Below are 23,436 nucleotides of genomic sequence, written 5' to 3' on the forward strand. Positions count from 1 at the left end.
GCGAATCTCCGGTATCGGGTTGAGTGCGTCAGTGCACCCGACTAGAATATGACGAACTATTCAGGTTTTACTATTCGCATTGGCAAACCGCTCATGACCGACCGCCGAAACGCCCCGATCGCCACGCGCAAGCAGCCTCGGCAGGCACGCTCGACCCGTCTCGTCGAGGACGTCCTGCAGGCGGCTATTCAGGTTTTGGCGACCGAAGGCGCGCAGCGCTTCACGATGGCGCGCGTTGCCGAGCGGGCCGGCGTGAGCGTCGGCTCGCTGTACCAGTACTTCCCGAACAAGGCGTCCGTGCTGTTCCGGCTCCAGCACGACGAGTGGCGGCAGACGCACGACATGCTGTGCGGGATGCTGCAGGACACGAAAAAGACGCCGCCCGAGCGGCTGCGCACCGCCGTTCACGCGTTCATCCGCTCGGAATGCGACGAGGCGCCGATGCGCATCGCCCTTGACGACGCCGCCCCGCTCTATCGCGACGCGCCCGAGGCGCAGGAAGTGAAGGCCGAGGGCAACCGGGCGTTCCACGCGTTCATCCGCGAAGCGCTGCCCGACGTGCCCGACGCCACCCGTGCGCTCGCGTGCGAGCTGATCCTGACGACGCTCACGACGGGCGGCAAGGCATTCTCCGAAACCGTGCGCACGCCCGCGGAAATCGACGCGTACTCGGACGCGATGGCCGACATGTTCTGCGCGTATCTCGCGCATCTCGCACACGATTGAGCGCCGTGCCGTGCCGGGACGAACGCCGCGCATGCGCGCCGGCCTGCCGGGCCACGCTGAAAGTCATTCGTAATATCGAGTGCCCCGCCCGCTTGCACCCCCGCCCGCCGACCCTGCATTCAAATAGTCGTCTTAACGGATTCGAACTAGGCGTATACACGCGTGTCGCCGCGACGGAGCCCCGTTGCACGCCGATATAAGCGCTGCGACATGCGCTGCATGCTCTTCCCCCGATGGGACGTGATGGGCCGCTCGCCTAACCTTCGCTACGGCAAAACACACGTGACGGGGTCGACCACACCACGCGTCGTCCGACGCGACACCCTCGCGATCGTTTCGATTCGCCCGTAACGACACGCACCGCGCGTCATGCGTCCCCACGACGTTGCCGATCAATCCAACCAGATACGAGACACCCTGACGACGGTTCGCCGCGAGCCGTTTCAGCATGCTGATAAAGGAGCAAGCTCATGAGTGATACCCCGGTGCAGCCGACGGTCGGCGTCGGCGCGGAAGAAACCGGCTTTGGCGCCAACGGCGCCATCGACCGGTACTTCGGCATTTCGGCGCGCGGCAGCACGCAGCGCCGCGAGATCATTGCCGGCGCGACCACCTTCCTCGCGATGGTCTATTCCGTGTTCGTCGTGCCCGGCATGTTCGGCAAGGCCGGCTTCGACACGAGCGCCGTGTTCGTCGCGGTGTGTCTCACCACCGCGTTCGGCTCGCTGCTGATGGGCCTGTGGGCGAAGCTGCCGATCGCGATCGGCTGCGCGATCTCGCTGACCGCGTTCACCGCGTTCGGGCTCGTGCTCGGCAAGGGGCTGCCTCCGACGGTCGCGCTCGGCGCCGTGTTCCTGATGGGCCTCGTGTTCACCGGCATTTCGATCACCGGCGTGCGTTCATGGATCCTGCGCAACCTGCCCGCGGGCGTCGCGCACGGCACGGGGATCGGCATCGGCCTGTTCCTGCTGCTGATCGCGTCGAACGACGTCGGCCTCGTGATCAAGAACCCGGGCGCCGGCCTGCCGGTGTCGCTCGGTCAGATCACCGCGTTCCCGGTCATCATGTCGGTCGTCGGGCTCGCCGCGATCTTCGGCCTCGAAAAGCGTCGCGTGCCGGGCGGCATCCTGCTCGTCGTGATCGCGATCTCGGTATTCGGCCTGATCTTCGATCCGGGCGTGAAATACCGCGGCATCTTCGCGCTGCCGTCGCTGAGCGCACCGGGCCACGCATCGCTGATCGGCGCGATGGACATCAAGGGCGCGCTGTCGATGGCCGTGCTGCCGAGCGTGCTCGCGCTGGTGATGACCGCCGTGTTCGACGCGACCGGCACGATCCGCGCGGTCGCCGGCCAAGCCGGCCAGCTCGACGAGAACGGCCGCATCATCAACGGCGGCCGCGCGCTGACCGCCGATTCGATCAGCTCGATCTTCTCCGGCTTCCTCGGCGGTGCGCCGGCGGCGGCCTACATCGAGTCGAGCGTCGGCGTGGCCGCCGGCGCGAAGACGGGCCTCGCGGCCGCCGTGGTCGGCCTGCTGTTTCTCGTCGTGATGTTCTTCTCGCCGCTCGCGGGCCTCGTGCCGTCGTATGCGACCGCGCCCGCGCTGATGTACGTCGGCCTGCTGATGCTCGGCAGCGTGAGCAAGCTGCACATGGACGACATGGTCGACGCGATGTCGGGCCTCGTATGCGCGGTGTTCATCGTGCTGACCGCGAACATCGTGACCGGCATCATGCTCGGCTTCTCGACCCTCGTGATCGGCCGCGTCGCCAGCGGCGAATTCCGCAAGCTCAACGTCGGCACCGTGCTGATCGCGGCCGTGCTCGTCACGTTCTATCTCGGCGGCTGGGCCATCTGAGCGCGACACATGCGCGACGTCGCCTGCAGAAGGGCGGCGCGCATCGGGACGGCACCGTCTCCTCCACCATCGTCGTTGATGGCCTCAAGCCCGGGAACGCGAGTTTCCAGGCTTTTTTTATCGGTGCGGCGCAACGCGATGCGCTGCGCGAAAACGGCGCGACACCCATTCGCGCACGGTGCTACGATGCCGTTTTGCCCCTTCAGGAGTCGCGATGAACCCACTTGGCATCGTCTCCGAATCGATCACCCGGGCCTCGGCGCGCAAGCCGCCGTTCATTCCGTCGTTCGGCTTCCACGAAGTGCACGAATCCCAGCCGATCGACGCGCCGCCCGCATGCATCATCGATGTCGTCGCATCGCTCGACATGCGCGCCGACCCCGTCATCGACACGCTGCTGACGGTGCGCGAATTCCCGGCAGCCGTCGCCGGCGCGCTGCGCCACGCGCCGGGCCGCCCCGAACGCGCGCGCTTCGGCTTCGACACGTTCACGCCGCTGCATCGCGACGACACGTCGCTGTCGCTCGGCCTCATCGGACGTTTCTGGCGCCCGACACCCGACGTGCGCCCCGTCGCCGATGCCGACGCGTTCGTCCGGCACGACGACCCGCGCGATGCGAAGCTGGTGCTCCGGTTCGAGGTCGTCGGGCTCGCGTCGGGCGCGCACATCCTGCGCACCGAAACCTTCGTCCATTGCCCGAGCGCGCGCACGCGCTGGCTGTTCACGCCGTACTGGCTCGCGATCCGGCTGGGCAGCGGCTGGATCCGGCGTCGCACGCTGGCGGCGATCGAGATGGCGCTCGCCTGAACGCGCCGCGTCAGAACGGCTTGATCACGGCCAGCCCGACGACGAGCGCCATCGCGACGATCGCCGCGCCCGCCGCGTGCCCGAGCCACGGCGCCGGCACGACGACGAGATCGTCGCGCTCCATGCGCCGCAGCGTGCCGGCCAGGATCCCGTGCAGCACCGACAGCGCGACGACCACCGCAAGCTTCACCGACAGCCACGCGGCGCCGAACCAGTGACCGCTCAGCGCGAGCGCGATGCCGGCGATCCAGACGATCGCAAGCGCGGGCGCCGTCACCGTACGATCCCAGCGCCGCACCGCGCGATGCACGGCGAGGTTCGCGATCCGCACCGCGACGGACGACAACAACAACCCGCCGACGAACGTGACGACTGCGGCCACATGCACCGCCTTCAGCACCAGGTAGATCATGGCGCGTGCCGCCTGCGCGCGATCCAGCCGGCGCTCGCCAGCCCCGCGAACGGCACGACGGCCGACAGCACGAGCCGCGCGACCTCGCCCTTGCTCCACAGCCCGCTCGATGCGGTGCCGACCACCGCCCACCCGTACATCGCGAACGCGATGCCGTGAACCGGGCCCATGATCGACACCGCCAACGGATAGCCGGCCAGATGCTTGAGCGGCACGGCCACGCACACCAGCACGACGAGCGTGGTGGCCTCCAGCAGCGACAGGTATTGCAGGTTCCGCAACGCATTGCGATCGTCTTGTTTCATCGGCAGGGCTCCAGATGGTCCGCCGCGATTGTCGCGTGAGGTGCCGGTCCGAGCCATTGGCTAGAATGACATCTTTCAACGGATTCTGGCCACGGCCGCACACACCATGCACACGGTCGCCGTTCTTGCGTTGCCCGATGTCGTCCCGTTCGATCTGGGCGTCGCCTGCGACACGTTCGTGCGCGTGCGCGCGCCCCATGTCGAACACGCCTACCGCGTACGCGTGTGCAGCGAGCAGCCGCGCGTCGGCGGCGACCTGTTCGAGTTGCGCCCGCCGTTTCGCCTCGATGCGCTGGCCGACGCCGATACGATCATGGTCCCCGGCACGTCGGTGCCGCTCGCGCCCACGTCGCGCCGCGTGCTCGACGCGCTGCGCGCGGCGGCCGCGCGCGGATGCCGGATCGCGTCGATCTGCAGCGGCGCGTTCGTGCTCGCGGAAGCCGGGCTGCTCGACGGCCTGCGCGCGACGACGCACTGGCTCGCGGCCGCCGAACTCGCGCGCCGCTATCCGACCGTCGACGTCGACCCGAACGTGCTGTTCGTCGACAACGGTCAGATCCTGACCTCGGCCGGCGCGGCGGCGGGCCTCGATCTGTGCCTGCACATGATCCAGGCCGACTACGGCGCGGCGGTCGCCGTCGACGCCGCCCGCAACGCGGTGGCGCCGCGCGTACGCGAAGGCGGGCAGGCGCAGTTCATCGCGCCCGAATGGCCGGCGGGCGGCGACGGGCTGCACGACCTGATGGACTGGCTGCACGCGAACCTGCGCCAGCCGCTGACGCTCGACGCGATCGCGCGCAAGGCGTCGACGAGCGTGCGCACGCTGACGCGGCGCTTCCAGGAGCAGACGGGTACGTCGCCGGGGCAATGGCTGCAGACCGCGCGCGTCCGGCATGCGCAGCAGTTGCTGGAAGTGACCGAGCTGTCGATCGAACATGTGGCGACGGAAGCCGGGTTCGGCTCGGTCACCGCGTTTCGCGAGCGCTTCGCGCGCATCGTCGGCACGTCGCCGCAGCGCTATCGGCAGGCGTTCCGCGCACGCGCCGATGCGTGACCTTCATCGGGCTCGCCAACCGAACCCGCCGCCCCCTTTCGCGCCAACCGGACCCGACCGATGACCCGCATCCGCAACCCCCTGAACATCGCGCAGCTCCAGGCGTTCGTCTCCGCCGCGCACCTGAAGAGCCTGCGCGCCGCCGCGCGCGAGCTCGGCGTCACGCAGCCGGCGATCACGCACACGATCCGCGAGCTCGAAACGGCGCTCAACGCGGAGCTGCTCGTGCGCAGCGTGCGCGGCGTCGAGCTGACCCCCTGCGGCGAAGCGCTGCTGCCGCGCGCCGAGCAGTTGCTCGGCGACGTCCGCCGCACGGTCGAGGCCGTCGAGCAGGTGAAAGGCGAGATGTCGGGCCGCGTCGCGGTCGGCACGATGCCGTCGATCGCGCTGACCGCGTTGCCGCACGCGGTGACGGCGTTCCGCCGGTCGATGCCGAACGTCAGCCTGCATCTGGAGGAAGTGACGGTGCCGGACGCGCTCGCGCAGTTGCGCAACGGCACGCTCGACATCGCTGCGATGCACCATGTGCCCGCGCTCGACCGCGATTTCACGCAATTGCCGCTGCTGTCGACCGAATTCACGATCGTGATGCGCGACGGTCATCCGCTCGCGCAGGCGCGCCGGTTAGAGGAACTACTCGACGCCGAATGGATCGTCACCGTCGGCGCCGAGCAGTTTCCGCACAGCGTGATGGTCGGGATGTTCGAGGCGCACGGGCTGCCGCTGCCGAAACGTTTGCTGCGCTCCCCGATGTCGTTCGCGGTGACGCTGGGGCTCGTCGCGCGCTCGGACGTGATCGGCTGCTTCACGCGCCCGCTCGCCGCGATGGTCGCGCCGCTCGGCATCCGCACGGCCGAACTCGACGAAAGCATGCCGCGCTTCGACCTGTCGATCATCGCGCGGCGCGACCTGCTGCCCACGCCCGCCGTGTCGCACTTCGCCACGTGCCTGCAGCGCGCGGTCAACGAAACGCTCGGCTGAATCGTTCCTGTGTGTGAAACGGTGGTGCGTCCGACGCGCCGCCGCCGGGCCCGGTATCGGGGCTTGTCCTAGGCGCCCCGCCGGTATTTTGTCTTGATAATCTTCCGCACGTCGCGCGCCCCCATCGGGCGGGCGAAACGGACTGTCCGACGCGAAGCCGCGGCGGGCCGAAGGCTTACGGCGCGGCACAACCGCGCACCCATCGAACAAAACGAGGAGTCACCGAGTGAAAAAGATTCTTGCGGCTGTGACCGTGGCCCTGCTCGCCGTATCGGCCGGCAGCGCATACGCGAAGGACTGGTCGACCGTGCGGTTCGGCGTCGACGCAAGCTACCCGCCTTTCGAATCGAAAGGCGCCGACGGCAAGGTCGTCGGCTTCGACGTGGATCTCGGCAACGAGATCTGCCGCCGCATCAACGCAAAGTGCGTGTGGATCGAAAACGACTTCGACGGGATGATCCCGGCGCTGAAGGCCCGCAAGTTCGACGGCGTGCTGTCGTCGATGTCGATGACGCCGGCGCGTGCCGAGCAGATCGCGTTCTCGTCGAAGCTGTTCAACACGCCGACGCGCCTCGTCACGAAGAAGGGCGCGAACCTGCAGCCGACCGCCGAATCGCTGAAGGGCAAGTCGGTCGGCGTCGAGCAGGGCACGATCCAGGAAACCTACGCGAAGACGTACTGGGCGTCGAAGGGCGTGAACGTCGTGCCTTACCAGAACCAGGACCAGGTCTACGCCGACCTGATCTCCGGCCGTCTGGACGGCGCGCTGCAGGACGCGGTGCAAGCCGAGATCGGCTTCCTGAAGACGCCGCGCGGCGCGAACTTCGACTTCGCCGGCAAGGACCTCGACGATCCGAAGACGCTCGGCAACGGCGCCGGTATCGGCCTGCGCAAGGAAGACACCGACCTGAAGGCGAAGATCGACGGCGCGATCGCCGGCATGCGCAAGGACGGCACGTACGACAAGATCGCGAAGAAGTACTTCGATTTCGACGTCTACGGCAAGTAATCCGGCTGAACGACGCGCGATCCGGCGCGACGGGAACGGGCTCCGCGAGGAGCCCGTTTTTTTTGCACGCGGCGCGGACGACGTTATTTTTTCCGCGCCAACCCGATGATTCTCAACGTAAAACCGAACGCTCCGGCACCGGTTTGATGGCGGCGAGGAAGGCAACGTACAATCGATCTTCCACGCACACGGATCATTCGCGGCTGCGCCGCACTCCCCCCATCATGCAAACGCAGACCCATCCGCTGATTTCCCCCGCCGTCGGCACCGAACGCCAGATCACCAGCTTCCACTACGGCCCGCGCGGCGGCAAGAAGGTCTACATCCAGTCGTCGCTGCACGCGGACGAACTGCCCGGCATGCTGGTCGCCACGCTGCTGCGCCGCAAGATCGCCGCGCTCGAGACGGCCGGCAAGCTGCAAGGCGAAGTCGTCATCGTGCCCGTGCCCAATCCGATCGGCCTGTCGCAACACGTGTTCGGCGATCACCTCGGCCGCTTCGAGCTCGGCTCGATGCAGAACTTCAACCGCAATTTCTACGATCTCGCCGCGCTCGTGCTGCCGCGTGTCGAAGACCGCCTCACGAACGACGCGCAGCGCAATCTCGCCGTCGTACGCACCGCGATGCGCGAAGCGCTCGACGAACAGAAGCCGCGCACCGAACTCGACTCGCAGCGTCTTGCGCTGCAGAAGCTGTCGTTCGATGCCGATATCGTGCTCGACCTGCACTGCGACAGCGATGCGGTGATGCACCTCTACACGAATCCCGATCTGTGGCCGGACGTCGAGCCGCTGGCGCGCTATCTCGATGCCAAGGCGTCGCTGCTCGCGCTGAATTCGGTCGGCAACCCGTTCGACGAAATCCACAGCTTCTGCTGGTCGGATCTGCGCAACCGCTTCGGCGACCGCTTCCCGATCCCGAACGGCGCGATTTCCGTCACGGTGGAACTGCGCAGCGAACGCGACGTGTCGTACGAGTTCGCGGAAAAGGACGCGCAGGCGATCGTCGAATACCTGATCGAGCGCGGCATCGTCGAAGGCACGCCGGCGCCGCTGCCGCCGCTCGCGCATCCGGCCACGCCGCTCGCGGGCACCGATCCGCTCGTCGCGCCCGTGTCGGGTGTAATCGTGTTCCGCACGCCGGTCGGCGTGATGATCGAGGCCGGCCAGGCCGTGGCCGACATCGTCGATCCGCTGACCGATCGCGTCGTCACGCTGAAGAGCAGCGTGTCGGGCGTGCTGTACGCGCGCCAGATCGTGCGCTTCGCGACGGCCGGCATGGAAGTCGCGCGCATCGCCGGCGCGACCGCGATCCGTACCGGCTCGCTGCTGTCGGCCTGAGCCTGCGCGCGCGGCCCGCGCGCCGGGCCGCGGCGCGCATCGCACGCCATCGGCCGCATCAAACGAAATCGCCCGCTTGCGCGGGCGATTTGCTTTCCGGAGCGTGCGTCGGCAGCCGATACCGCGCCGCCGGCCGCTGCGCGCAAAGGAAGTTCAGAACGCCGGCACGATCGCGCCGCCGAACTTCTGGTTGATGAACTTGCGCACGTCGTCCGATTCATAGGCCGCGACGAGCTTCTTCACCCACGGCTTGTCCTTGTCCTGCGCGCGCACCGCGATCAGGTTCGCGTACGGCCCGCGCAGATCCTCGATCGCGATCGCATCCTTCACCGGCGTGAGCCCGGCCTTGACCGCGTAGTCGGTGTTGATCGACGCGGCGTCGAGATCGGGCAGCGCGCGCGGCAACTGCGCGGAATCAAGCTCGACGATCTTGATCTTCTTCGGGTTCTCGGCGATGTCGAGCGGCGTCGCGTTCACGCCGTTCGCGCCGACACCCGGCTTCAGCTTGATCACGCCGTATTTCTGCAGCAGCAGCAGCGCGCGGTTGCCGTTCGACGGATCGTTCTGGATCCCGACCTTCGCGCCGACCGGCAAATCCTTCAGCGACTTGAGCTTCTTCGAATAGAAGCCCATCGGCGCGGTGTAGGTGAGCCCGACGTTGACGATCTTGTAGCCGCGCTGCTTGATCTGGCTGTCGAGGAACGGCTGGTGCTGGAAGCCGTTCGCATCGAGATCGCCGGAATCGAGCGCCGCGTTCGGCTGCACGTAGTCGTTGAATTCGATGACCTTGATCGCGAGGCCTTCGCGCGCGGCGACCTTCGTCACCTCGGTCCAGATCTGCGCGTCGGGGCCGCTCATCGTGCCGATCTTCAGCGTTTGGGAGTCGGCGTGCGCGCCGGGCGCGGCGAATGCCAGCGCGGCGGCGAGTGCGCCGAGGCCGGTCAGAATCGAACGTCGCATGGGGTGTCCTCTTGTCCCGTGTCGTTTGTTGGAGGACGGATCGTGGCACGCGGCGCGGACGCCGCAAACCAAGCTTATTTCATGTGCATATTCCGGTTCGGAATCGAACGACAGGCGAATTCGGTATAACCGCCGACGGTGCAACCGGGCAGAATTTAGGGCCTGCTTGCATAGGGAACGTGCATGCGAATGCCTGAAATCGCTCGCAGGGCAAGGAGTGAGGAGCGCCGTTTGGCCGCGCCAAACAAGCGACGAACGACGCCGCCATGCGGGCGATTTCAGGCATTCCCGTGGATCGAATTTTTAGTTTGGGGTTGCCACGAGAACGGCCGCTCGCCACGTTGCGCTCCTTGCGAATACGCGAGTATTCGCGGCGTCGCGCGCCTCGCGCGCGGCCGTTCTCGTGGCAACGCATGCACGTTCCCTATGCAAGCAGGCCCTAATGTCGCATCGGCACCACACATTCGTCATATGACAGTCGCTGTCATATTCATTACGTGGCCCGCCGATAAAGTTGCGCCGGTCCGTGAAAGCGCTCCATAGAGAGCGCCGGAACCGCAACTGGACACGCCATTTATTCGCTCGGAGAATCCTTTGAACAAGAAACTGTTGACCATCGCCGCCCTGGCAGCAACGGCCGGCACGGCGCACGCACAAAGCAGCGTGACCCTGTACGGCGTCATCGATGCCGGTATCAGCTACGTGAACCACAGCAAGACCGCCAACGGCGGCAGCAGCAAGCTGTTCAAGTACGACGACGGCGTGGCCCAGGGCAGCCGTTGGGGCCTGCGCGGCACCGAAGACCTCGGTGGCGGCCTGAAGGCGATCTTCGTGCTCGAAAACGGCTTCAACAGCGGCAACGGCACGATCGGCCAAGGCGGCGCGATCTTCGGTCGCCAAGCTTACGTCGGCCTGAGCCAGGCGCAATACGGCACGGTCACGTTCGGCCGCCAGTACTCGTTCTCGACCGACATCCTCGGCTCGAACTACTCGACCGGCGGCAACACGGTCGCGGGTAACTATGCTTACCACGTGAACGACATCGACCAGCTGACGTCGAGCCGCATCAACAACGCGGTGAAGTTCCAGAGCGCGAACTACGCCGGCTTCACGTTCGGCGCGTTGTACGGCTTCTCGAACTCGACCGACTTCGCCGGCGCACCGTCGACGACGACGGGCACCACGACGACGCCCGGTTCGTCGCGTGCATACAGCTTCGGCCTGAACTACGCGAACGGCCCGTTCGCCCTCGGCGCCGCATACACGGACATCCGCTTCCCGAGCCAGTCGACGCCGGCCTTCTCGACGTCGATCGCGAACCTCGCGCTGACGAACATCCGCGACCTGCGCACGTATGGCGTCGGCGGCCGCTATGTGTTCGGCCCGGCAACGGCATGGCTGCTGTGGACGCGCACGCAGTTCACCCCGATCGCGGCCGGCGCGTCGGGCACGTTCTACAACGCATACGAAGCAGGCGTGAAGTATGCGTTCACGCCGGCGCTGTCGGCGGCAGCGGGCTACACGTACACGAACGCGACGCAAAGCGGCAGCTCGGCGCACTGGAACCAGGGCAACGTGGGCCTCGACTACGCACTGAGCAAGCGTACGGACGTGTACGGCCTCGTCATCTACCAGAAGGCATCGGGCAACAACGTGCAGGCGCAGATCGGTTCGAGCACGAGCTACTTCAACACGTCGGGCAACGGTTCGTCGAACCAGCTGGCGGCTCGCGTCGGTATCCGTCACAAGTTCTAAAGCATTCGCTTAACTGTCCGCTTCTCACGCGGATCAGGACGGCACGCAGCGCCCCGCTCCACGCGGGGCGCTTTTTTATGCGCTTTTAAGTTTCGCTTAATTCTGGGCTGAGACGATGCTCTCACCCCCCCTGTTGGCCGCCTGAGCATCGGCGGCTTTTTTTTTGAGACCCCTACGGCACCGCCATCAACTGCTCACAAAACAGGATCGGAGGCCACGATGATCGAAGATACCGTTTTCAGCCATCTGCACGCGATTCTGACGTGCCAACACTCGCTGCCGGTCCAGAGCTGCCGCGTCTCGGTGGAAATGCAGCGCCCCTGGGGCCGTCCGTATCGTCTCGTCGAGTGGACGATGCATCTCGATGCACCCGCGCGACGCCAGATCGTGCCGGCCGAATCGACCGACGAAGAGATCGCCGAGGTCGTCGCGTCGCACGTGCCGGGCCGGCTTTACGGCGACGGCCGGCTGCAGTTCTGAACGCGTTTATGCTCCCCCCGCTTCCCGTCCGCCGGCCGCGCCGCACGCATCGTGCGGCAGTCGGTCTCGTTTGACGCGGCAACGAAACCTGCTACGCTGCGCGTTTTCGTCCACGTCACACACGATGGAAAACGCATTCAACGAACGTGGCGTCATGGTCACGCGCAACGGCCTGTCGGCCGCCGGACAGGTATTCGCACTGCGTGACATCCGCCAGGTCGATGTCGTCAAGATTCCAAAGAACCGTCTCGTGCCGTCGCTGATCTCGCTGATCGGCGCGGCCATCGCCGTCGCGGGCGGCATCGGCGCATCGAGCGCCGCGCTGGTGGTCGGCGTGATGCTCGTCGTCGTCGGCTATCTCGCGTGGGCCACCCAGGACATCACGTATCGGCTGATGGTCGAGATGCCCGACGGCAAGCGCGAAGCGCTGTCGAGCGTCGACGCCGCGTTCGTCGAACGCGTCGCGCAGGTCGTGCGCGACGCACAGTCCGCCACCGCCGCCGGCTGATTCCATTCGCATTCGTGCACGCTTCGATTCGCGCTTGCCGCCCGCCCGCGGCGAGCGTCGGTGCGCGCGGCCTTCCCGTCGAATCGCGTGCTCTGCGCCGCGACACGCGCACCTCGCCTCCACGGCGGACGCCGACCGCCTAGTATGGAAAGAGCGGCTCGCCGCCGCATCGTCCGAGGAGGCCAGCATGAACGCTCAATCGCTGTCCGGCATGCTCCGCGCGCAGGAATTGCTGATCGTGTCGATGATCCGCGCACTTCCCCCTGACACACGCCGCGCGCTCGTCGAGCTCTACACCGAACAGATCGCGTTCGCCGAACAGGCCGGCATCGAAAGCCACAGCGATCGCGCCACGCACGACGCGTTCATCGCGCATGCGCGCAACCTGCTGATTCGCATCGAAGCGCTGGCTTAGCGCCTGTTTCTCTCAAATTTGCGCCGCGGCTCACCCGAGCCGTGCATGCAAGTGCTCACTCGCATGAGCCGCTTTGCGTTCTTGTATTGATAATAATTCTCATTTACACTGACAAGGTTGTCAGTTGCCTTTCAAATCGCCGTTTGCCGCCTGCCGCGCGCAAACGGGCCAGCCAGGTGAACGCGTCGCCCAGCCAGCCTTCGGGCTTGTTATCGTCAATGGGAGACCACCTGTGCATTGCTATACGCTGGCGCGGCGGCCGATCTGTGCCGCGCTGTTCGGCGCGTTCGGCCTGTCCGCTGCCCCGGCTCACGCCGATTCGTCGCCGCAAGGCGCCACCCCGCCTTCCGCCGTCCTGACCACCGCCGCCGTGTCCACGCGCGGCGATGCGGCGCTGCTCGACCCCGTCACCGTCACGGCCACCCGCACCGCCACCGCGGCGAGCCGCACGGCGGCGTCCGTGTCGGTGATCACCGACGAGGATCTCGAAGAACAGCAAGCCACCAACATCAAGGACGCGCTGCGCTACGAGCCGGGCATCACGGTGCGCCGCACCGCGTACCGGCCCGGCAGCGCCGCGCTCGGCGGCGGCCGCGACGGGGATTCGAGCATCAACATCCGCGGCCTCGAAGGCAATCGCGTGCTGCTGATGGAAGACGGCATCCGCCTGCCGAACGCGTTTTCGTTCGGTCCGCTCGAAGCGGGACGCGGCGACTACGCCGATCTCGACACGCTCAAGCGCATCGAGATCCTGCGCGGGCCGGCGTCGGCGCTCTACGGCAGCGACGGCCTGACCGGCGCGGTGAACTTCATCACGAAGGACCCGCGCGACCTGCTGTCGATCTACGGAAAGCCCTACTACTTCTCGTTCCGGCCGAGCTACGATTCGACCGATCGCAGCATCGGCGCGACCGTGTCGGCCGCGGGCGGCAACGATCGCATCCAGGGGATGATCATCGCCGACGGCCGGCGCGGCCACGAGGTCGACACGCGCGGCAGCAACAACTCGGCGAGCACGCTGCGCACGACGTCGAACCCGCAGGACGTCTATTCGGAATCGCTGCTCGGCAAGCTCGTGCTGACGCCCACCGCGCGCGACACGATCAAGTTCACCGCCGAAACGGTGCAGCGGCGCGTGAGCACCGACGTGCTGTCGGCGATCAACGCGCCGGCCACGCTCGGCCTCACGACGAACGACCGGCTCGAGCGCAACCGCTTCAGCGTCGACTACGACTTCCGCGACGACGCGTTCCGCTGGTTCCAGACCGCGCACGTGCAGTTCTACTACCAGGACGCGAAGCAGGACCAGTACGCGTTCGAGACGCGCGGCAGGCAGCCCTCGCGTTCGCGCGACAACCAGTACAAGGAACGCACGTTCGGCGGCGCCGCGTTCGCCGAAAGCGGCTTCGCGACCGGCCCGCTCGCGCACAAGCTGCTCTACGGCGTGGACGGCAGCCTGTCGCGCGTGACGAACATGCGCGACGGCACTGTGCCGGGCGTCGGCGAAGCGTTCCCGAACAAGGCGTTCCCCGACACCGACTACACGCTGTTCGGCGCGTTCGTGCAGGACCAGATCGGCTACGGCCGCCTGCTCGTCACGCCGGGCCTGCGCTTCGATACGTACCGGCTGAGCCCGACCGAAAACGATCCGCTGTTCACCGGCAAGGCCGTGTCGACGAGCGCGAACGAGCTGTCGCCGCGCGTCGCCGTGCTCTACGAGATCACGCCCGCCGTCATTCCGTACGTGCAGTACGCGCATGGCTTCCGCGCGCCGACACCCGACCAAGTGAACAGCAGCTTCTCGAACCCGGTGTACGGCTACACGTCGATCGGCAATCCGAACCTGAAGCCCGAAACCAGCGATACGTTCGAGGCCGGCCTGCGCGGCAAGGCCGGCACCGGCTACGGCGTCGTGCGCTACAGCGCGGCCGCGTTCACCGGCCGCTACCGCAACTTCATCTCGCGCACGACGATCGCCGGCAGCGGCCGGCCGGTCGACCCGTTCGTGTTCCAGTACGTGAACTTCGCCGACGCGCGCATCCACGGCCTCGAAGGCCGCGCCGAATGGGTGATGCCGAACGGCATCACGCTGAAGACGGCGATGGCGTTCACGAAGGGCTCGACGCGAAACGACGGCGCGGCCAGCCAGCCGCTGAACACCGTCAACCCGTTCTCGGCCGTGTTCGGCGTGCGGTATGAACCGGGCGAACGCTGGTTCGTGCAGACCGACTTGCTGTTCCAGGCCGCCAAACGCGGCAAGGACGTCGACAAGTCGGACTGTTCGAACAAGGCGTGCTTCACGCCGCCGTCGTCGTTCGTCGTCGACCTGCGCGGCGGTTACCGCTTCAACAAGCACGTGAGCGCCACCATCGGCATCCGCAACCTGTTCGACCGCAAGTACTGGAACTGGTCGGACGTGCGCGGCATCGCGGCCGATTCGCAGGTGCTCGACGCGTATTCGTCGCCCGGTCGCACGGTCGCCGTCAGCATGAAAGTGGATTTCTGATGCGCGTTGCCAGCGCGCCCACCCCAACCGTTACTCGAAGGAGTCCGACATGATGCAATCCGCCCTTCCCGGTCAATCGGCCACGCCGGCCCGCGCGGCCGCCGCGCTGCGCGACGCGTTCGTCAAGCTCAAGACCGAGCGCCAGCTACGCAACCGCGACGTCGCACAGGCGCTCGGCGTCAGCGAAGGCGAGGCGCTCGCCGCGTTCGTCGGCGAGCACGTCGTGCGGCTCGACGCGCGCTTTCCGGCGATGTTCGAGGAGATGCCGCGCCTCGGCCGCGTGATGGCGCTGACGCGCAACGACACGGCCGTCCACGAAAAGGACGGCGAATATGCGCAAATGAGCCATGACGGGCCTGTCGGCCTCGCGCTCGGCGACATCGACCTGCGCATCTTCTATCGTCACTGGGTGTCGGCGTTCGCGGTGCGCGACGAGACCGCGCACGGCCCGCTGAAGAGCCTGCAGTTCTTCGATGCGCAGGGCCATGCGATCCACAAGGTCTACCTGCGCGCGCACAGCGATCACGCCGCGTACGACGCGTTCGTCGCACGCTGGCGCGCGCCGTCGCAAGAGCCGGGCCTCGAGGTTGCGCCCGCTACGCCGAAAACGCCCGAGCGCGCCGATAGCGAGATCGACGTCGCGGGCTTTCGCGCCGCATGGGAAGCGATGACCGACACGCACCAGTTCTTCGGCATCACGCAGCGCTTCGGCGTGAGCCGCATGCAGGCGCTGCGCCTCGCCGATCCGCCATACGCGTATCCGGTCGAAACCGCGCATGCGTTGCGCCACGTGCTCGAACACGCCGCGAAAAGCGGCCAGCCGATCATGGTGTTCGTCGGCAACGCGGGCATGATCCAGATCCATACGGGCCCCGTCGCGAACGTGCGCGAGGTCGGCGCGTGGATCAACGTGCTCGATCCAGGCTTCAACCTGCATGTACGCGAGGACCTGATCGCCGCCGCATGGGTCGTGAAGAAGCCGACGAGCGACGGCATCGTCACGTCGCTCGAGCTGTTCGACCGGCAGGGCGACCACGTCGCGCTGCTGTTCGGCGAGCGCAAGCCCGGCAAGGTCGAGCGCGACGACTGGCGCTCGCTCGTCGCGTCGCTGCCGGCGGCCGCACGCGGGGCCGCGCGGTGAGCGCGCGGCCGTTCGATCCGCGCCGCCGGTCGCTGCTGGCCGGCGCGGCGGCCGGTGCGCTCGCGGGCACGCTGCCCGGCGGCGTGCTCGCCCAGGTCGCGGCCGCCGCGCCGAAACGCGTGATCGTGATCGGCGGCGCGCTGGCGGAAACCGCGTTCGCGCTCGGCGGCGCCGAGACGCCGCGTTACCGGCTCGTCGGCGCCGACACGACCTGCACCTATCCCGACGCCGCGAAGCGCCTGCCGAAGGTCGGCTACCAGCGTGCGCTGTCGGCAGAAGGGCTGCTGTCGCTGCGGCCCGATCTCGTGCTGGCCTCCGCGGAAGCCGGCCCGCCGACGGCAATCGCGCAGGTGAAAGGCGCCGGCGTCACGGTGACGACGTTCGACGAGCGCCACGACGTCGAATCGGTGCGCGCGAAGATCACCGGCGTCGCACAGGCGCTCGACGTGCGCGAGGCCGGCGCCGCGCTGCTGCAACGCTTCGATCGCGACTGGCAGGCCGCGCGCGACACGGTCGCCGCGCGCGTGCCCGGCGGCGCGCAGCGGCCGCGCGTGCTGTTCGTGCTGAACCATACCGGCGCCCAGGCGCTCGTCGCCGGCCAGCACACGGCCGCCGACGCGATGATCCGCTACGCGGGCGCGCGCAACGCGATGCAGGGCTTCGAGCACTACAAGCCGCTGACGACCGAGGCGCTCGCGGCGGCCGCGCCCGACGTCGTGCTGATCTCCGACGAAGGGCTGGCGGCCGTCGGCGGTCACGCCGCGCTGCTCGCGACGCCCGGCTTCGGCGCGACGCCGGCCGGCCGCGCGCGGCGCGTCGTGTCGCTCGACGCGCTGTTCCTGCTCGGCTTCGGCCCACGCCTGCCGCTCGCCGTCACGACCCTGCATCGACGCCTGTCGGATGCGCTCGCCTGATTCCGGATCGATCCGATGCCCGCTCACGCTTCGCCCTTCAACGCACCGTCGCCCGCCTCGCGCGCCGGCGCCGCACGCCTCGGCACGTCGCGCCGCTTCGCGCCGTTCGTCCTCGCCGCGCTCGCCGTTCTGGTGGGCGCGGTGTCCGTCGTCGCGCTGTGCGTCGGCGCGTACCGCATTCCGCTGGCGGAAGCCTGGGCCGCGCTGAGCGGCGACGCGGCCGCTCAACAGGCGCGCGCGGTGCTGCTCGACATCCGCGCGCCGCGCGTCGTGCTCGCGCTGCTGGTCGGCGGCGGCTTCGGCGCGACCGGCGCCGCGATGCAGGCGCTGTTCCGCAATCCGCTCGCCGATCCGGGGCTCGTCGGCGTGTCGAGCGGCGCCGCGCTCGGCGCGACCACGCTGATCGTGCTCGGTCCGGCGCTCTTCGCCGCCCATGCGAGCGCGGCCGCGCTGCCGGTCGCCGCGTTCGCGGGCGGCCTCGCGGTCGCGGCGCTCGTCTACCGGCTGGCCGCGTCGCGCGGCCGGCTCGCGCTGCCGCTGCTGCTGCTCGCCGGCATCGCGATCAATGCACTGGTCGGCGCGGCGATCGGGCTGCTCACGTTCGTCGCCGACGACGCGCAGTTGCGCTCGCTGACCTTCTGGAGCCTCGGCAGCCTCGGCGGCGCGCAATGGTCGACGCTCGCGGCCGTCGCGCCGTGCGTGGCGCTCGGCTGCGTGCTGCTCGCGCGCGAACGCGATGCGCTGAACGCGCTGCAACTCGGCGAAACCGAAGCGCTGCATCTCGGCGTGCCCGTGCAGCAACTGAAGCGGCGCGTGCTCGTCGCGGTCGCGCTCGCGGTCGGCGCGCTCGTGTCGTGCGCGGGCATCATCGGCTTCATCGGGCTCGTCGCGCCGCATTGCGTACGCCTTGCGTGCGGCCCCGACCAGCGCATCGTACTGCCCGGCGCCGCGTTGCTCGGCGCGTTGCTGACGCTCGCGGCCGATCTCGCCGCGCGCACGGTCGCCGCGCCCGCCGACATTCCGCTCGGCGTGCTGACCGCGCTGCTCGGCGCGCCGTTCTTCCTCGCGCTGCTGTGGAAGAACCGCGGCGCGCTCGGCGGCTAATCCTTCTTCACGACGACCATGCTGACTGCCCATCACCTCGACGTCGCCCGCCGGCACGACACGATCCTGCGCGACCTGTCGCTGTCGATCGAACCCGGCCGCGTGACCGCGCTGCTCGGCCGCAACGGCGCGGGCAAGAGCACGCTGCTGAAAACCTTCGCCGGCGAGCTGACCGGCGGCGGCGCGCCGAACGGCGTGCGCGTGACGGGCGACGTCACGCTGAACGGCGAACCGCTCGCGCGCATCGACGCGCCGCGGCTCGCATGCCTGCGCGCGGTGCTGCCGCAGGCCGCACAGCCGGCGTTCCCGTTCAGCGTCGACGAAATCGTGCTGCTCGGCCGCTATCCGCATGCGCGGCGCAGCGGCGCCCGCCACGTCATTGCGCACCGCGATCGCGACATCGCGTGGCGCGCGCTCGAACGCGCGGGCGCCGACGCGCTCGTCGGCCGCGACGTCACGACGCTGTCGGGCGGCGAGCTCGCGCGCGTGCAGTTCGCCCGCGTCCTCGCGCAGCTGTGGCCGGACCACGACGCGCCGGAAACCGGCCCGCGCTATCTGCTGCTCGACGAACCGACCGCCGCGCTCGATCTCGCGCACCAGCACCGGCTGCTCGATACCGTGCGCGCCGTCGCGCGCGAATGGCAACTCGGCGTGCTTGCGATCGTCCACGATCCGAACCTCGCCGCGCGACATGCGGATACGATCGCGATGCTCGCCGACGGCACGATCGTCGCGCGGGGCGCACCGCGCGACGTGATGACGCCCGCCCATATCGCGCGGTGCTATGGGTTCGCGGTGAAGATGGTGGAAACCGGCGACGGGACGCCGCCGGTGATGGTGCCCGCGTAGGAAGGGAACGTCTTCCAGGTGATGCAGCCGGATTGAATGCCGGCGCGGCACGCATGGGTACGCGCGCTCAATGCTCGACGTCCGCCGCGCCGAAGGTCCGCATCTTCCAGCCGAGCCGCACCGCGAGCATCCGCATCGAGAAGCCGGCCGCGAGTGCGACGAGCGTCGCGAACCCCCCATCGATGCCGACATGCTGCATCCCAACATACAGCCCGCCCGTGACGAACGCGACGCTCGCATACAGCTCCTCGCGCAGGATCAGCGGCATCTCGTTGCACAGCAGGTCGCGCAGCATCCCGCCGCACACGCCCGTGATCGCGCCGGCCAGCACGACGATGATCGGCGCCGAGCCGGTCGATGCACCGATGTCGCAGCCGATGATCGTGAACGCCGCGAGGCCGATCGCGTCGACGGTCACGAACAGCGTCTTCATCCTTGAGACGTGCCGTGCCGCCCACGACGCGACGGTCGCCGCGACGAGCGTGATCACCAGGTATTCGGGATGCGCGATCCAGCCGAGCGGATAGTGTCCGAGCAGCACGTCGCGCACGGTGCCGCCGCCGAGCGCCGTCACCGCGCCGACGAGCGCGAGCCCGAAGCGGTCCATCCCGCAGCGCATGCCCATCAGCGCCCCCGACATCGCTTCCGCGACGATCGCAATCAGATAGAGCGTATGCATCGCGCGCGTCAGTCGTCGGTCCGGAACAGGTCGAGCACGCGCTCGCGCTCGGCCGCATCGACGGCGGCAGGCATCGGTTCGTCGCGCTGGCCGCCGCCGGCCGGTGCATCAGATGCATCCGGCGCATCGATGGCCGCCGCGCCGCCGCACGCAAAGCGGCTGCGGATATACGCCGGCACGTCGGCCGTGCACGTGCCGCGCGTGTATTCGGCGTAGACGAAGTCGCCGTCGACGAGCGCGACGTCCTGCGGCGGCGTCGCATCGACCGGCGTGCGCCCGTCGACGGCCGTCTTCATGTAGTCGAGCCAGACCGGCAGCGCGAGCGTCGCGCCGGTCGCGCGCCCCATCGGGCGCGGCGTGTCGTAGCCGAGCCACGCGACCGCGACGACGCCCGACGAATAGCCGGCAAACCAGACGTCCTTCGACCCGTTCGACGTGCCCGTCTTGCCGGCCGCGTCGTCACGCCGCAACACAAGCGCGCCGCGCGCGGTGCCGGCGCGCACGACGTCGCGCAGCATGCTGTCCATCACGAACGCATTGCGCGCCGACACGACCCGCTCGCCTGCCGGGACGGTCGCCTCGTACATCGCGCCGCCGTGACGCTGCTTCACCGACAGGATCAGGCGCGGCTCCATCCGCGTGCCGCCGTTCGCGAACGCGCTGTATGCGCTCGCGAGTTCGAGCGGCGTCACGGCGCCCGCGCCGAGCGCGAGCGGCAGCGACGCCGGATTGCGCTGCGCGTCGAAACCGAAACGCACCGCGTGCTGCTGTACGTAGCGCGCGTCGGTGGCCTGCATCAGGCTGACCGCGACCAGGTTCTTCGAGCGCACGAGCCCGCGCCGCACCGGGATGAAGCCTTCGTAGCGATTGCCGAAATTGCGCGGACGCCACGGCCGCGCCCCGGTTTCCGCGTGCGTGAGCGTGCGCTGCGTATCGTCGACGAGCACGCCGGGAAAGTAGCCTTTCTCCAGCGCCGCCGAATAGACGAAGGGCTTGAAGGCCGACCCCGGCTGCCGATACGCCTGCAGCGCATGGTCGAACACGTTGCGATTGAAATCCGCGCCGCCGACCAGCGCGAGCATGTCGCCGGTGGCCGCGTCGAGCGACACGAGCGCGCCTTCGAGGCCGTTGCGCGCATCGCGCGTCGTGCGCGACTGGCGGCTCAGCGTGCGCTCGAGCGCGGCCTCGGCCGCGCGCTGGTCGCGCATCGAGATCGTCGTCGTCACGTCGAGGCCGAGCGTGTACGCATCGTCATGGAACCGCTCGACCATCATCCGGCGCGCCCGCTCGGCGACGTACGGCGCCGCGATGATGCCGGGTGGCGGCGTGGTTGCCAATGCGATCGGCGCGTCGACGGCCGAGCGATACGCTGCATCGTCGAGCTGGCCGAGCGCATGCATCCGGCCGAGCACGTAGTTGCGCCGCGCGGTCGCGCGCGCCGGGTTGACGACCGGGTTGAACGCGGACGGCGCCTTCGGCAGCCCGGCGAGCACGGCCGCCTCGCCCGCGCTCAGCGCATCGAGCGGCTTGCCGAAGTACACGTGCGCCGCGGCCGCGAAGCCGTATGCGCGCTCGCCCAGATAGATCTCGTTCATGTACAGCTCGAGCAGCTTGTTCTTGCTGTATGCGCGTTCAAGCTTGGCCGCCATCAGGATCTCGGCGAGCTTGCGGCTCAGCACCTTGTCGCGCGTCAGGTAGAAGTTGCGCGCGACCTGCATCGTGATCGTGCTGCCGCCCTGCCCCGGCTGGCCGGTCACGACGTTCGCGAACGTCGCGCGCGCGAGGCCGCCGACATCGACCGGGCCATGCTCGTAGAACTTCGCGTCCTCGGCCGCGAGCAGCGCGTGCCGCATCAGCGGCGGAATGCGTTCGAGCGGCACGAACTCGCGCCGCTCGACGCCATATTCGGCCAGCAGGTCGCCGTCGCGCGAGAAGATCCGCAGCGGCAGCGCGGGACGATAGACGGCCAGGTGCTCGACGGACGGTAACTGCGTCCAGATGCGATCGATCGTCCAGGCGCCGATGCCGGCGCACGCGAGCGTCAGGCCGAGCAGCGCGCCCGCCAGCGTGCGCCATACGCGACGGCGGCGCGGCGGTGCGGATGGCGGCGCGGGCGGCGGCGGGCTGGCGGTGGGGTCGGTCATGTCGGGCTCCTTCTTCAGTGCCGCGACGGCCGGCGCGAGACACGCGCCGATCAGTCACGAAAGGCGCGCATTGTCGAAGGGATGGCGCGAAACCGGAACATTCTTTAGCCAAAGTTTGGCTGGCTAAATTTTATTTAGGAAAGCGCTTTGGAGCCCGCTCGTACGGTGTGTGCGGGTCCGCGGCATGTCGTCGCGACCGAGCGCGCCGGGCGCGTGAACCGGTTCGCTTGTACCATCGTCGGATGTTCGACCGATACCTCGACCTGTGGGGCCTCGTCCCCGACGGCGGCCCGATCCTGACCGCAAGCGGCGGCTTGCTGCCGGTCGTCTGGCATGCGCGGCCCGCGATGCTGAAAGTCGCCACTTGCGACGAAGAGCGGCGCGGCAATGCGCTGATGAGCTGGTGGAACGGGCAAGGCGCCGCGCAGGTGTGGCAGCACGACGGCGACGCGATCCTGCTCGAACGCGCGCAGCCGGCGCCGACACTGGCCGCGTTGTCCGCAGCGGGCCACGATGACGACACGATGCGCATCGCGTGCGACGTCGTCGCGCGGCTGCACGCGCATCGTGCGCCGCAGGTGCCTGCAGTCGTGCCGCTGCACGACTGGTTCTATGCGTTGCTGTCGAACGATGCCGACAATGATGCGCTGCGCCGTTCGGCGGCGGTCGCTCGTCAGTTGCTGGCGGAGCCTTCGGTCGACGAAGTCGTGCTGCATGGCGACATTCACCACGACAACATTCTTCATTTCGGCGATCGCGGCTGGCGCGCGATCGACCCGAAAGGACTGCGCGGCGAGCGCACGTTCGATTACGCGAACCTGTTCTGTAATCCTGCGCATGACATCGCGGTCGATCCGGTGCGTTTCGAGCGGCGTGTCGGGGTCGTGGCCGATGCGGCGCGGCTCGACCGGCGTCGGTTGCTGCAGTGGATCGTTGCGTGGTCGGGGCTGTCGGCGGTGTGGTTGATGGAGGACGAGCAGCCGGCCGATACGCGGTTGGAGGTTGCGCAACTCGCGGCGGGTGCGCTCGGGCTGTAGCGATACGCATCGACCGTGAAAACATCCCACCGCGGATTTCTGCCGGAACGCTGCGAAGACCACGGGTATTCGGTCAGCTTCAGACGGTCGACCATACGGACTGGATCACCGACAATCTTCAGTACCGGCTTGCCTGTGGTCAATATCGATGAAAGTTTCGAGAGATTTCGGAATCGTTGTCCGGCGGGCTGCGCTAGCAGCCAAGAATGTCGACCTATCCACGGTCATGGTCGAATTCAATTTTCGGGAATATTTTGACGAATCCGATAGCCTCTTGTCGCTTGGCCCGTTCTTCGGAGGCGACGCGGCCGATGCGTGCACGAAGTCATTGGAACGGCTTGGGCTGACATACATCGACGACTTTTTCGTCTTCGAGCAGTTTGTGCCTGACTGGTGTTCGTTCGAAGCATTTTGACGTGAGCGCCGATATCGAGTTTCCACGGTCGGCTA

23 protein-coding genes are annotated in these 23,436 nt (G+C 68.1%); 18 read left to right on the plus strand and 5 right to left on the minus strand.

Going from position 1 to position 23,436, the window contains the following annotated elements; genetic code table 11:
• Positions 1–48 precede the first annotated feature (48 nt).
• From CFB49_RS27385 to CFB49_RS27395, 3 genes are all read left to right on the plus strand, one after another.
• Positions 49–726: a TetR family transcriptional regulator gene (locus CFB49_RS27385; protein WP_089437212.1), complete on the plus strand. Its 678-nt coding sequence runs from the start codon at positions 49–51 to the stop codon at positions 724–726.
• A gap of 470 nt (positions 727–1,196) precedes the next feature.
• Complete coding sequence (locus CFB49_RS27390; RefSeq protein ID WP_089492898.1) at positions 1,197–2,585, plus strand: NCS2 family permease; 1,389 nt, start codon at positions 1,197–1,199, stop codon at positions 2,583–2,585.
• A gap of 214 nt (positions 2,586–2,799) precedes the next feature.
• Positions 2,800–3,393, plus strand: a complete 594-nt coding sequence (locus tag CFB49_RS27395) for a hypothetical protein (RefSeq protein WP_069621577.1) — start codon at positions 2,800–2,802, stop codon at positions 3,391–3,393.
• 10 nt (positions 3,394–3,403) lie between these two features.
• On the opposite strand, the gene CFB49_RS27400 is transcribed toward CFB49_RS27395, so the two are convergent.
• A complete protein-coding gene (locus tag CFB49_RS27400) occupies positions 3,404–3,805 on the minus strand; it encodes a CopD family protein (protein WP_089492899.1) in 402 nt (133 codons plus the stop codon).
• Positions 3,802–4,110, minus strand: a complete 309-nt coding sequence (locus tag CFB49_RS27405; RefSeq protein ID WP_089437215.1) for a DUF3817 domain-containing protein — start codon at positions 4,108–4,110, stop codon at positions 3,802–3,804. Before CFB49_RS27405 ends, CFB49_RS27400 begins: the two co-directional genes overlap by 4 nt.
• 106 nt (positions 4,111–4,216) lie before the next feature.
• Here CFB49_RS27405 and CFB49_RS27410 point away from each other — a divergent pair, with 106 nt between their 5' ends.
• From CFB49_RS27410 to CFB49_RS27425, 4 genes are all read left to right on the plus strand, one after another.
• Positions 4,217–5,164 (plus strand): GlxA family transcriptional regulator, encoded by a 948-nt coding sequence (locus CFB49_RS27410; RefSeq protein ID WP_089492900.1) that lies wholly within the window; start codon positions 4,217–4,219, stop codon positions 5,162–5,164.
• 60 nt (positions 5,165–5,224) lie between these two features.
• A complete protein-coding gene (locus CFB49_RS27415) occupies positions 5,225–6,145 on the plus strand; it encodes a LysR substrate-binding domain-containing protein (RefSeq protein ID WP_069621581.1) in 921 nt (306 codons plus the stop codon).
• 226 nt (positions 6,146–6,371) lie between these two features.
• A complete protein-coding gene (locus CFB49_RS27420; protein ID WP_059581949.1) occupies positions 6,372–7,154 on the plus strand; it encodes an ABC transporter substrate-binding protein in 783 nt (260 codons plus the stop codon).
• A gap of 224 nt (positions 7,155–7,378) precedes the next feature.
• Positions 7,379–8,494, plus strand: coding sequence for a succinylglutamate desuccinylase/aspartoacylase family protein (locus CFB49_RS27425; protein ID WP_069621582.1), 1,116 nt, complete (start codon positions 7,379–7,381; stop codon positions 8,492–8,494).
• A 153-nt stretch (positions 8,495–8,647) separates the two neighbouring features.
• Here CFB49_RS27425 and CFB49_RS27430 read toward each other — a convergent pair whose 3' ends face one another.
• Positions 8,648–9,454: a MetQ/NlpA family ABC transporter substrate-binding protein gene (locus tag CFB49_RS27430; RefSeq protein WP_069621583.1), complete on the minus strand. Its 807-nt coding sequence runs from the start codon at positions 9,452–9,454 to the stop codon at positions 8,648–8,650.
• Positions 9,455–10,048: 594 nt separating this feature from the next.
• On the opposite strand from CFB49_RS27430, the gene CFB49_RS27435 reads away from it, so the two are divergent.
• The 9 genes from CFB49_RS27435 (at position 10,049) to CFB49_RS27475 (ending at position 19,126) form a co-directional block, all read left to right on the plus strand.
• A complete protein-coding gene (locus CFB49_RS27435; protein ID WP_069621584.1) occupies positions 10,049–11,209 on the plus strand; it encodes a porin in 1,161 nt (386 codons plus the stop codon).
• A 219-nt stretch (positions 11,210–11,428) separates the two neighbouring features.
• On the plus strand, positions 11,429–11,689 hold the full coding sequence (locus CFB49_RS27440) for a DUF2866 domain-containing protein (RefSeq protein ID WP_011548992.1): 261 nt from the start codon (positions 11,429–11,431) through the stop codon (positions 11,687–11,689).
• Between the two features lie 124 nt (positions 11,690–11,813).
• Positions 11,814–12,197, plus strand: coding sequence for a DUF6232 family protein (locus CFB49_RS27445; protein ID WP_089437219.1), 384 nt, complete (start codon positions 11,814–11,816; stop codon positions 12,195–12,197).
• Positions 12,198–12,384: 187 nt separating this feature from the next.
• On the plus strand, positions 12,385–12,612 hold the full coding sequence (locus tag CFB49_RS27450) for a hypothetical protein (RefSeq protein WP_012339294.1): 228 nt from the start codon (positions 12,385–12,387) through the stop codon (positions 12,610–12,612).
• Between the two features lie 232 nt (positions 12,613–12,844).
• Entirely contained in the window at positions 12,845–15,118 is a 2,274-nt protein-coding gene (locus CFB49_RS27455) for a TonB-dependent hemoglobin/transferrin/lactoferrin family receptor (protein WP_089492901.1), read from the plus strand.
• Between the two features lie 49 nt (positions 15,119–15,167).
• Positions 15,168–16,259, plus strand: a complete 1,092-nt coding sequence (locus CFB49_RS27460; protein ID WP_089492902.1) for a hemin-degrading factor — start codon at positions 15,168–15,170, stop codon at positions 16,257–16,259.
• Positions 16,256–17,173, plus strand: coding sequence for a heme/hemin ABC transporter substrate-binding protein (locus CFB49_RS27465; protein WP_089492903.1), 918 nt, complete (start codon positions 16,256–16,258; stop codon positions 17,171–17,173). The genes CFB49_RS27460 and CFB49_RS27465 overlap by 4 nt, the downstream gene beginning before the upstream one ends.
• A gap of 15 nt (positions 17,174–17,188) precedes the next feature.
• Positions 17,189–18,277, plus strand: coding sequence for a FecCD family ABC transporter permease (locus tag CFB49_RS27470; protein ID WP_089492904.1), 1,089 nt, complete (start codon positions 17,189–17,191; stop codon positions 18,275–18,277).
• A gap of 18 nt (positions 18,278–18,295) precedes the next feature.
• The gene (locus tag CFB49_RS27475) at positions 18,296–19,126 is read left to right on the plus strand and encodes a heme ABC transporter ATP-binding protein (protein WP_089492905.1); all 831 of its coding nucleotides are present in this window, start codon (positions 18,296–18,298) and stop codon (positions 19,124–19,126) included.
• A gap of 67 nt (positions 19,127–19,193) precedes the next feature.
• Here the strand turns inward: CFB49_RS27475 and CFB49_RS27480 are convergent, their stop codons facing one another.
• Both CFB49_RS27480 and CFB49_RS27485 read right to left on the minus strand, forming a co-directional pair.
• Positions 19,194–19,805 (minus strand): trimeric intracellular cation channel family protein, encoded by a 612-nt coding sequence (locus CFB49_RS27480; RefSeq protein ID WP_089492906.1) that lies wholly within the window; start codon positions 19,803–19,805, stop codon positions 19,194–19,196.
• An 8-nt stretch (positions 19,806–19,813) separates the two neighbouring features.
• Entirely contained in the window at positions 19,814–21,949 is a 2,136-nt protein-coding gene (locus CFB49_RS27485; RefSeq protein WP_089492907.1) for a penicillin-binding protein 1A, read from the minus strand.
• 242 nt (positions 21,950–22,191) lie between these two features.
• Between CFB49_RS27485 and CFB49_RS27490 the strand changes: the two genes are divergently transcribed.
• Positions 22,192–22,986 carry an aminoglycoside phosphotransferase family protein gene (locus CFB49_RS27490; protein WP_089437226.1) on the plus strand — a complete coding sequence of 265 codons (795 nt, stop codon included), beginning with the start codon at positions 22,192–22,194 and terminating at the stop codon, positions 22,984–22,986.
• Between the two features lie 148 nt (positions 22,987–23,134).
• Positions 23,135–23,401 carry a hypothetical protein gene (locus CFB49_RS27495; protein WP_089492908.1) on the plus strand — a complete coding sequence of 89 codons (267 nt, stop codon included), beginning with the start codon at positions 23,135–23,137 and terminating at the stop codon, positions 23,399–23,401.
• Positions 23,402–23,436: the final 35 nt, after the last annotated feature.

Source organism: Burkholderia sp. AU17457 (assembly GCF_002223255.1).
Lineage (GTDB): Bacteria > Pseudomonadota > Gammaproteobacteria > Burkholderiales > Burkholderiaceae > Burkholderia > Burkholderia sola.

Coding starts and splice junctions, on each gene's coding strand:
- CFB49_RS27385 (WP_089437212.1), top strand. CDS start 49: ATGACGAACTATTCAGGTTTTACTATTCGCATTGGCAAACCGCTCATG.
- CFB49_RS27390 (WP_089492898.1), top strand. CDS start 1,197: ATGAGTGATACCCCGGTGCAGCCGACGGTCGGCGTCGGCGCGGAAGAA.
- CFB49_RS27395 (WP_069621577.1), top strand. CDS start 2,800: ATGAACCCACTTGGCATCGTCTCCGAATCGATCACCCGGGCCTCGGCG.
- CFB49_RS27400 (WP_089492899.1), bottom strand. CDS start 3,805: ATGATCTACCTGGTGCTGAAGGCGGTGCATGTGGCCGCAGTCGTCACG.
- CFB49_RS27405 (WP_089437215.1), bottom strand. CDS start 4,110: ATGAAACAAGACGATCGCAATGCGTTGCGGAACCTGCAATACCTGTCG.
- CFB49_RS27410 (WP_089492900.1), top strand. CDS start 4,217: ATGCACACGGTCGCCGTTCTTGCGTTGCCCGATGTCGTCCCGTTCGAT.
- CFB49_RS27415 (WP_069621581.1), top strand. CDS start 5,225: ATGACCCGCATCCGCAACCCCCTGAACATCGCGCAGCTCCAGGCGTTC.
- CFB49_RS27425 (WP_069621582.1), top strand. CDS start 7,379: ATGCAAACGCAGACCCATCCGCTGATTTCCCCCGCCGTCGGCACCGAA.
- CFB49_RS27430 (WP_069621583.1), bottom strand. CDS start 9,454: ATGCGACGTTCGATTCTGACCGGCCTCGGCGCACTCGCCGCCGCGCTG.
- CFB49_RS27440 (WP_011548992.1), top strand. CDS start 11,429: ATGATCGAAGATACCGTTTTCAGCCATCTGCACGCGATTCTGACGTGC.
- CFB49_RS27445 (WP_089437219.1), top strand. CDS start 11,814: ATGGAAAACGCATTCAACGAACGTGGCGTCATGGTCACGCGCAACGGC.
- CFB49_RS27450 (WP_012339294.1), top strand. CDS start 12,385: ATGAACGCTCAATCGCTGTCCGGCATGCTCCGCGCGCAGGAATTGCTG.
- CFB49_RS27460 (WP_089492902.1), top strand. CDS start 15,168: ATGATGCAATCCGCCCTTCCCGGTCAATCGGCCACGCCGGCCCGCGCG.
- CFB49_RS27470 (WP_089492904.1), top strand. CDS start 17,189: ATGCCCGCTCACGCTTCGCCCTTCAACGCACCGTCGCCCGCCTCGCGC.
- CFB49_RS27475 (WP_089492905.1), top strand. CDS start 18,296: ATGCTGACTGCCCATCACCTCGACGTCGCCCGCCGGCACGACACGATC.
- CFB49_RS27480 (WP_089492906.1), bottom strand. CDS start 19,805: ATGCATACGCTCTATCTGATTGCGATCGTCGCGGAAGCGATGTCGGGG.
- CFB49_RS27485 (WP_089492907.1), bottom strand. CDS start 21,949: ATGACCGACCCCACCGCCAGCCCGCCGCCGCCCGCGCCGCCATCCGCA.
- CFB49_RS27490 (WP_089437226.1), top strand. CDS start 22,192: ATGTTCGACCGATACCTCGACCTGTGGGGCCTCGTCCCCGACGGCGGC.
- CFB49_RS27495 (WP_089492908.1), top strand. CDS start 23,135: ATGAAAGTTTCGAGAGATTTCGGAATCGTTGTCCGGCGGGCTGCGCTA.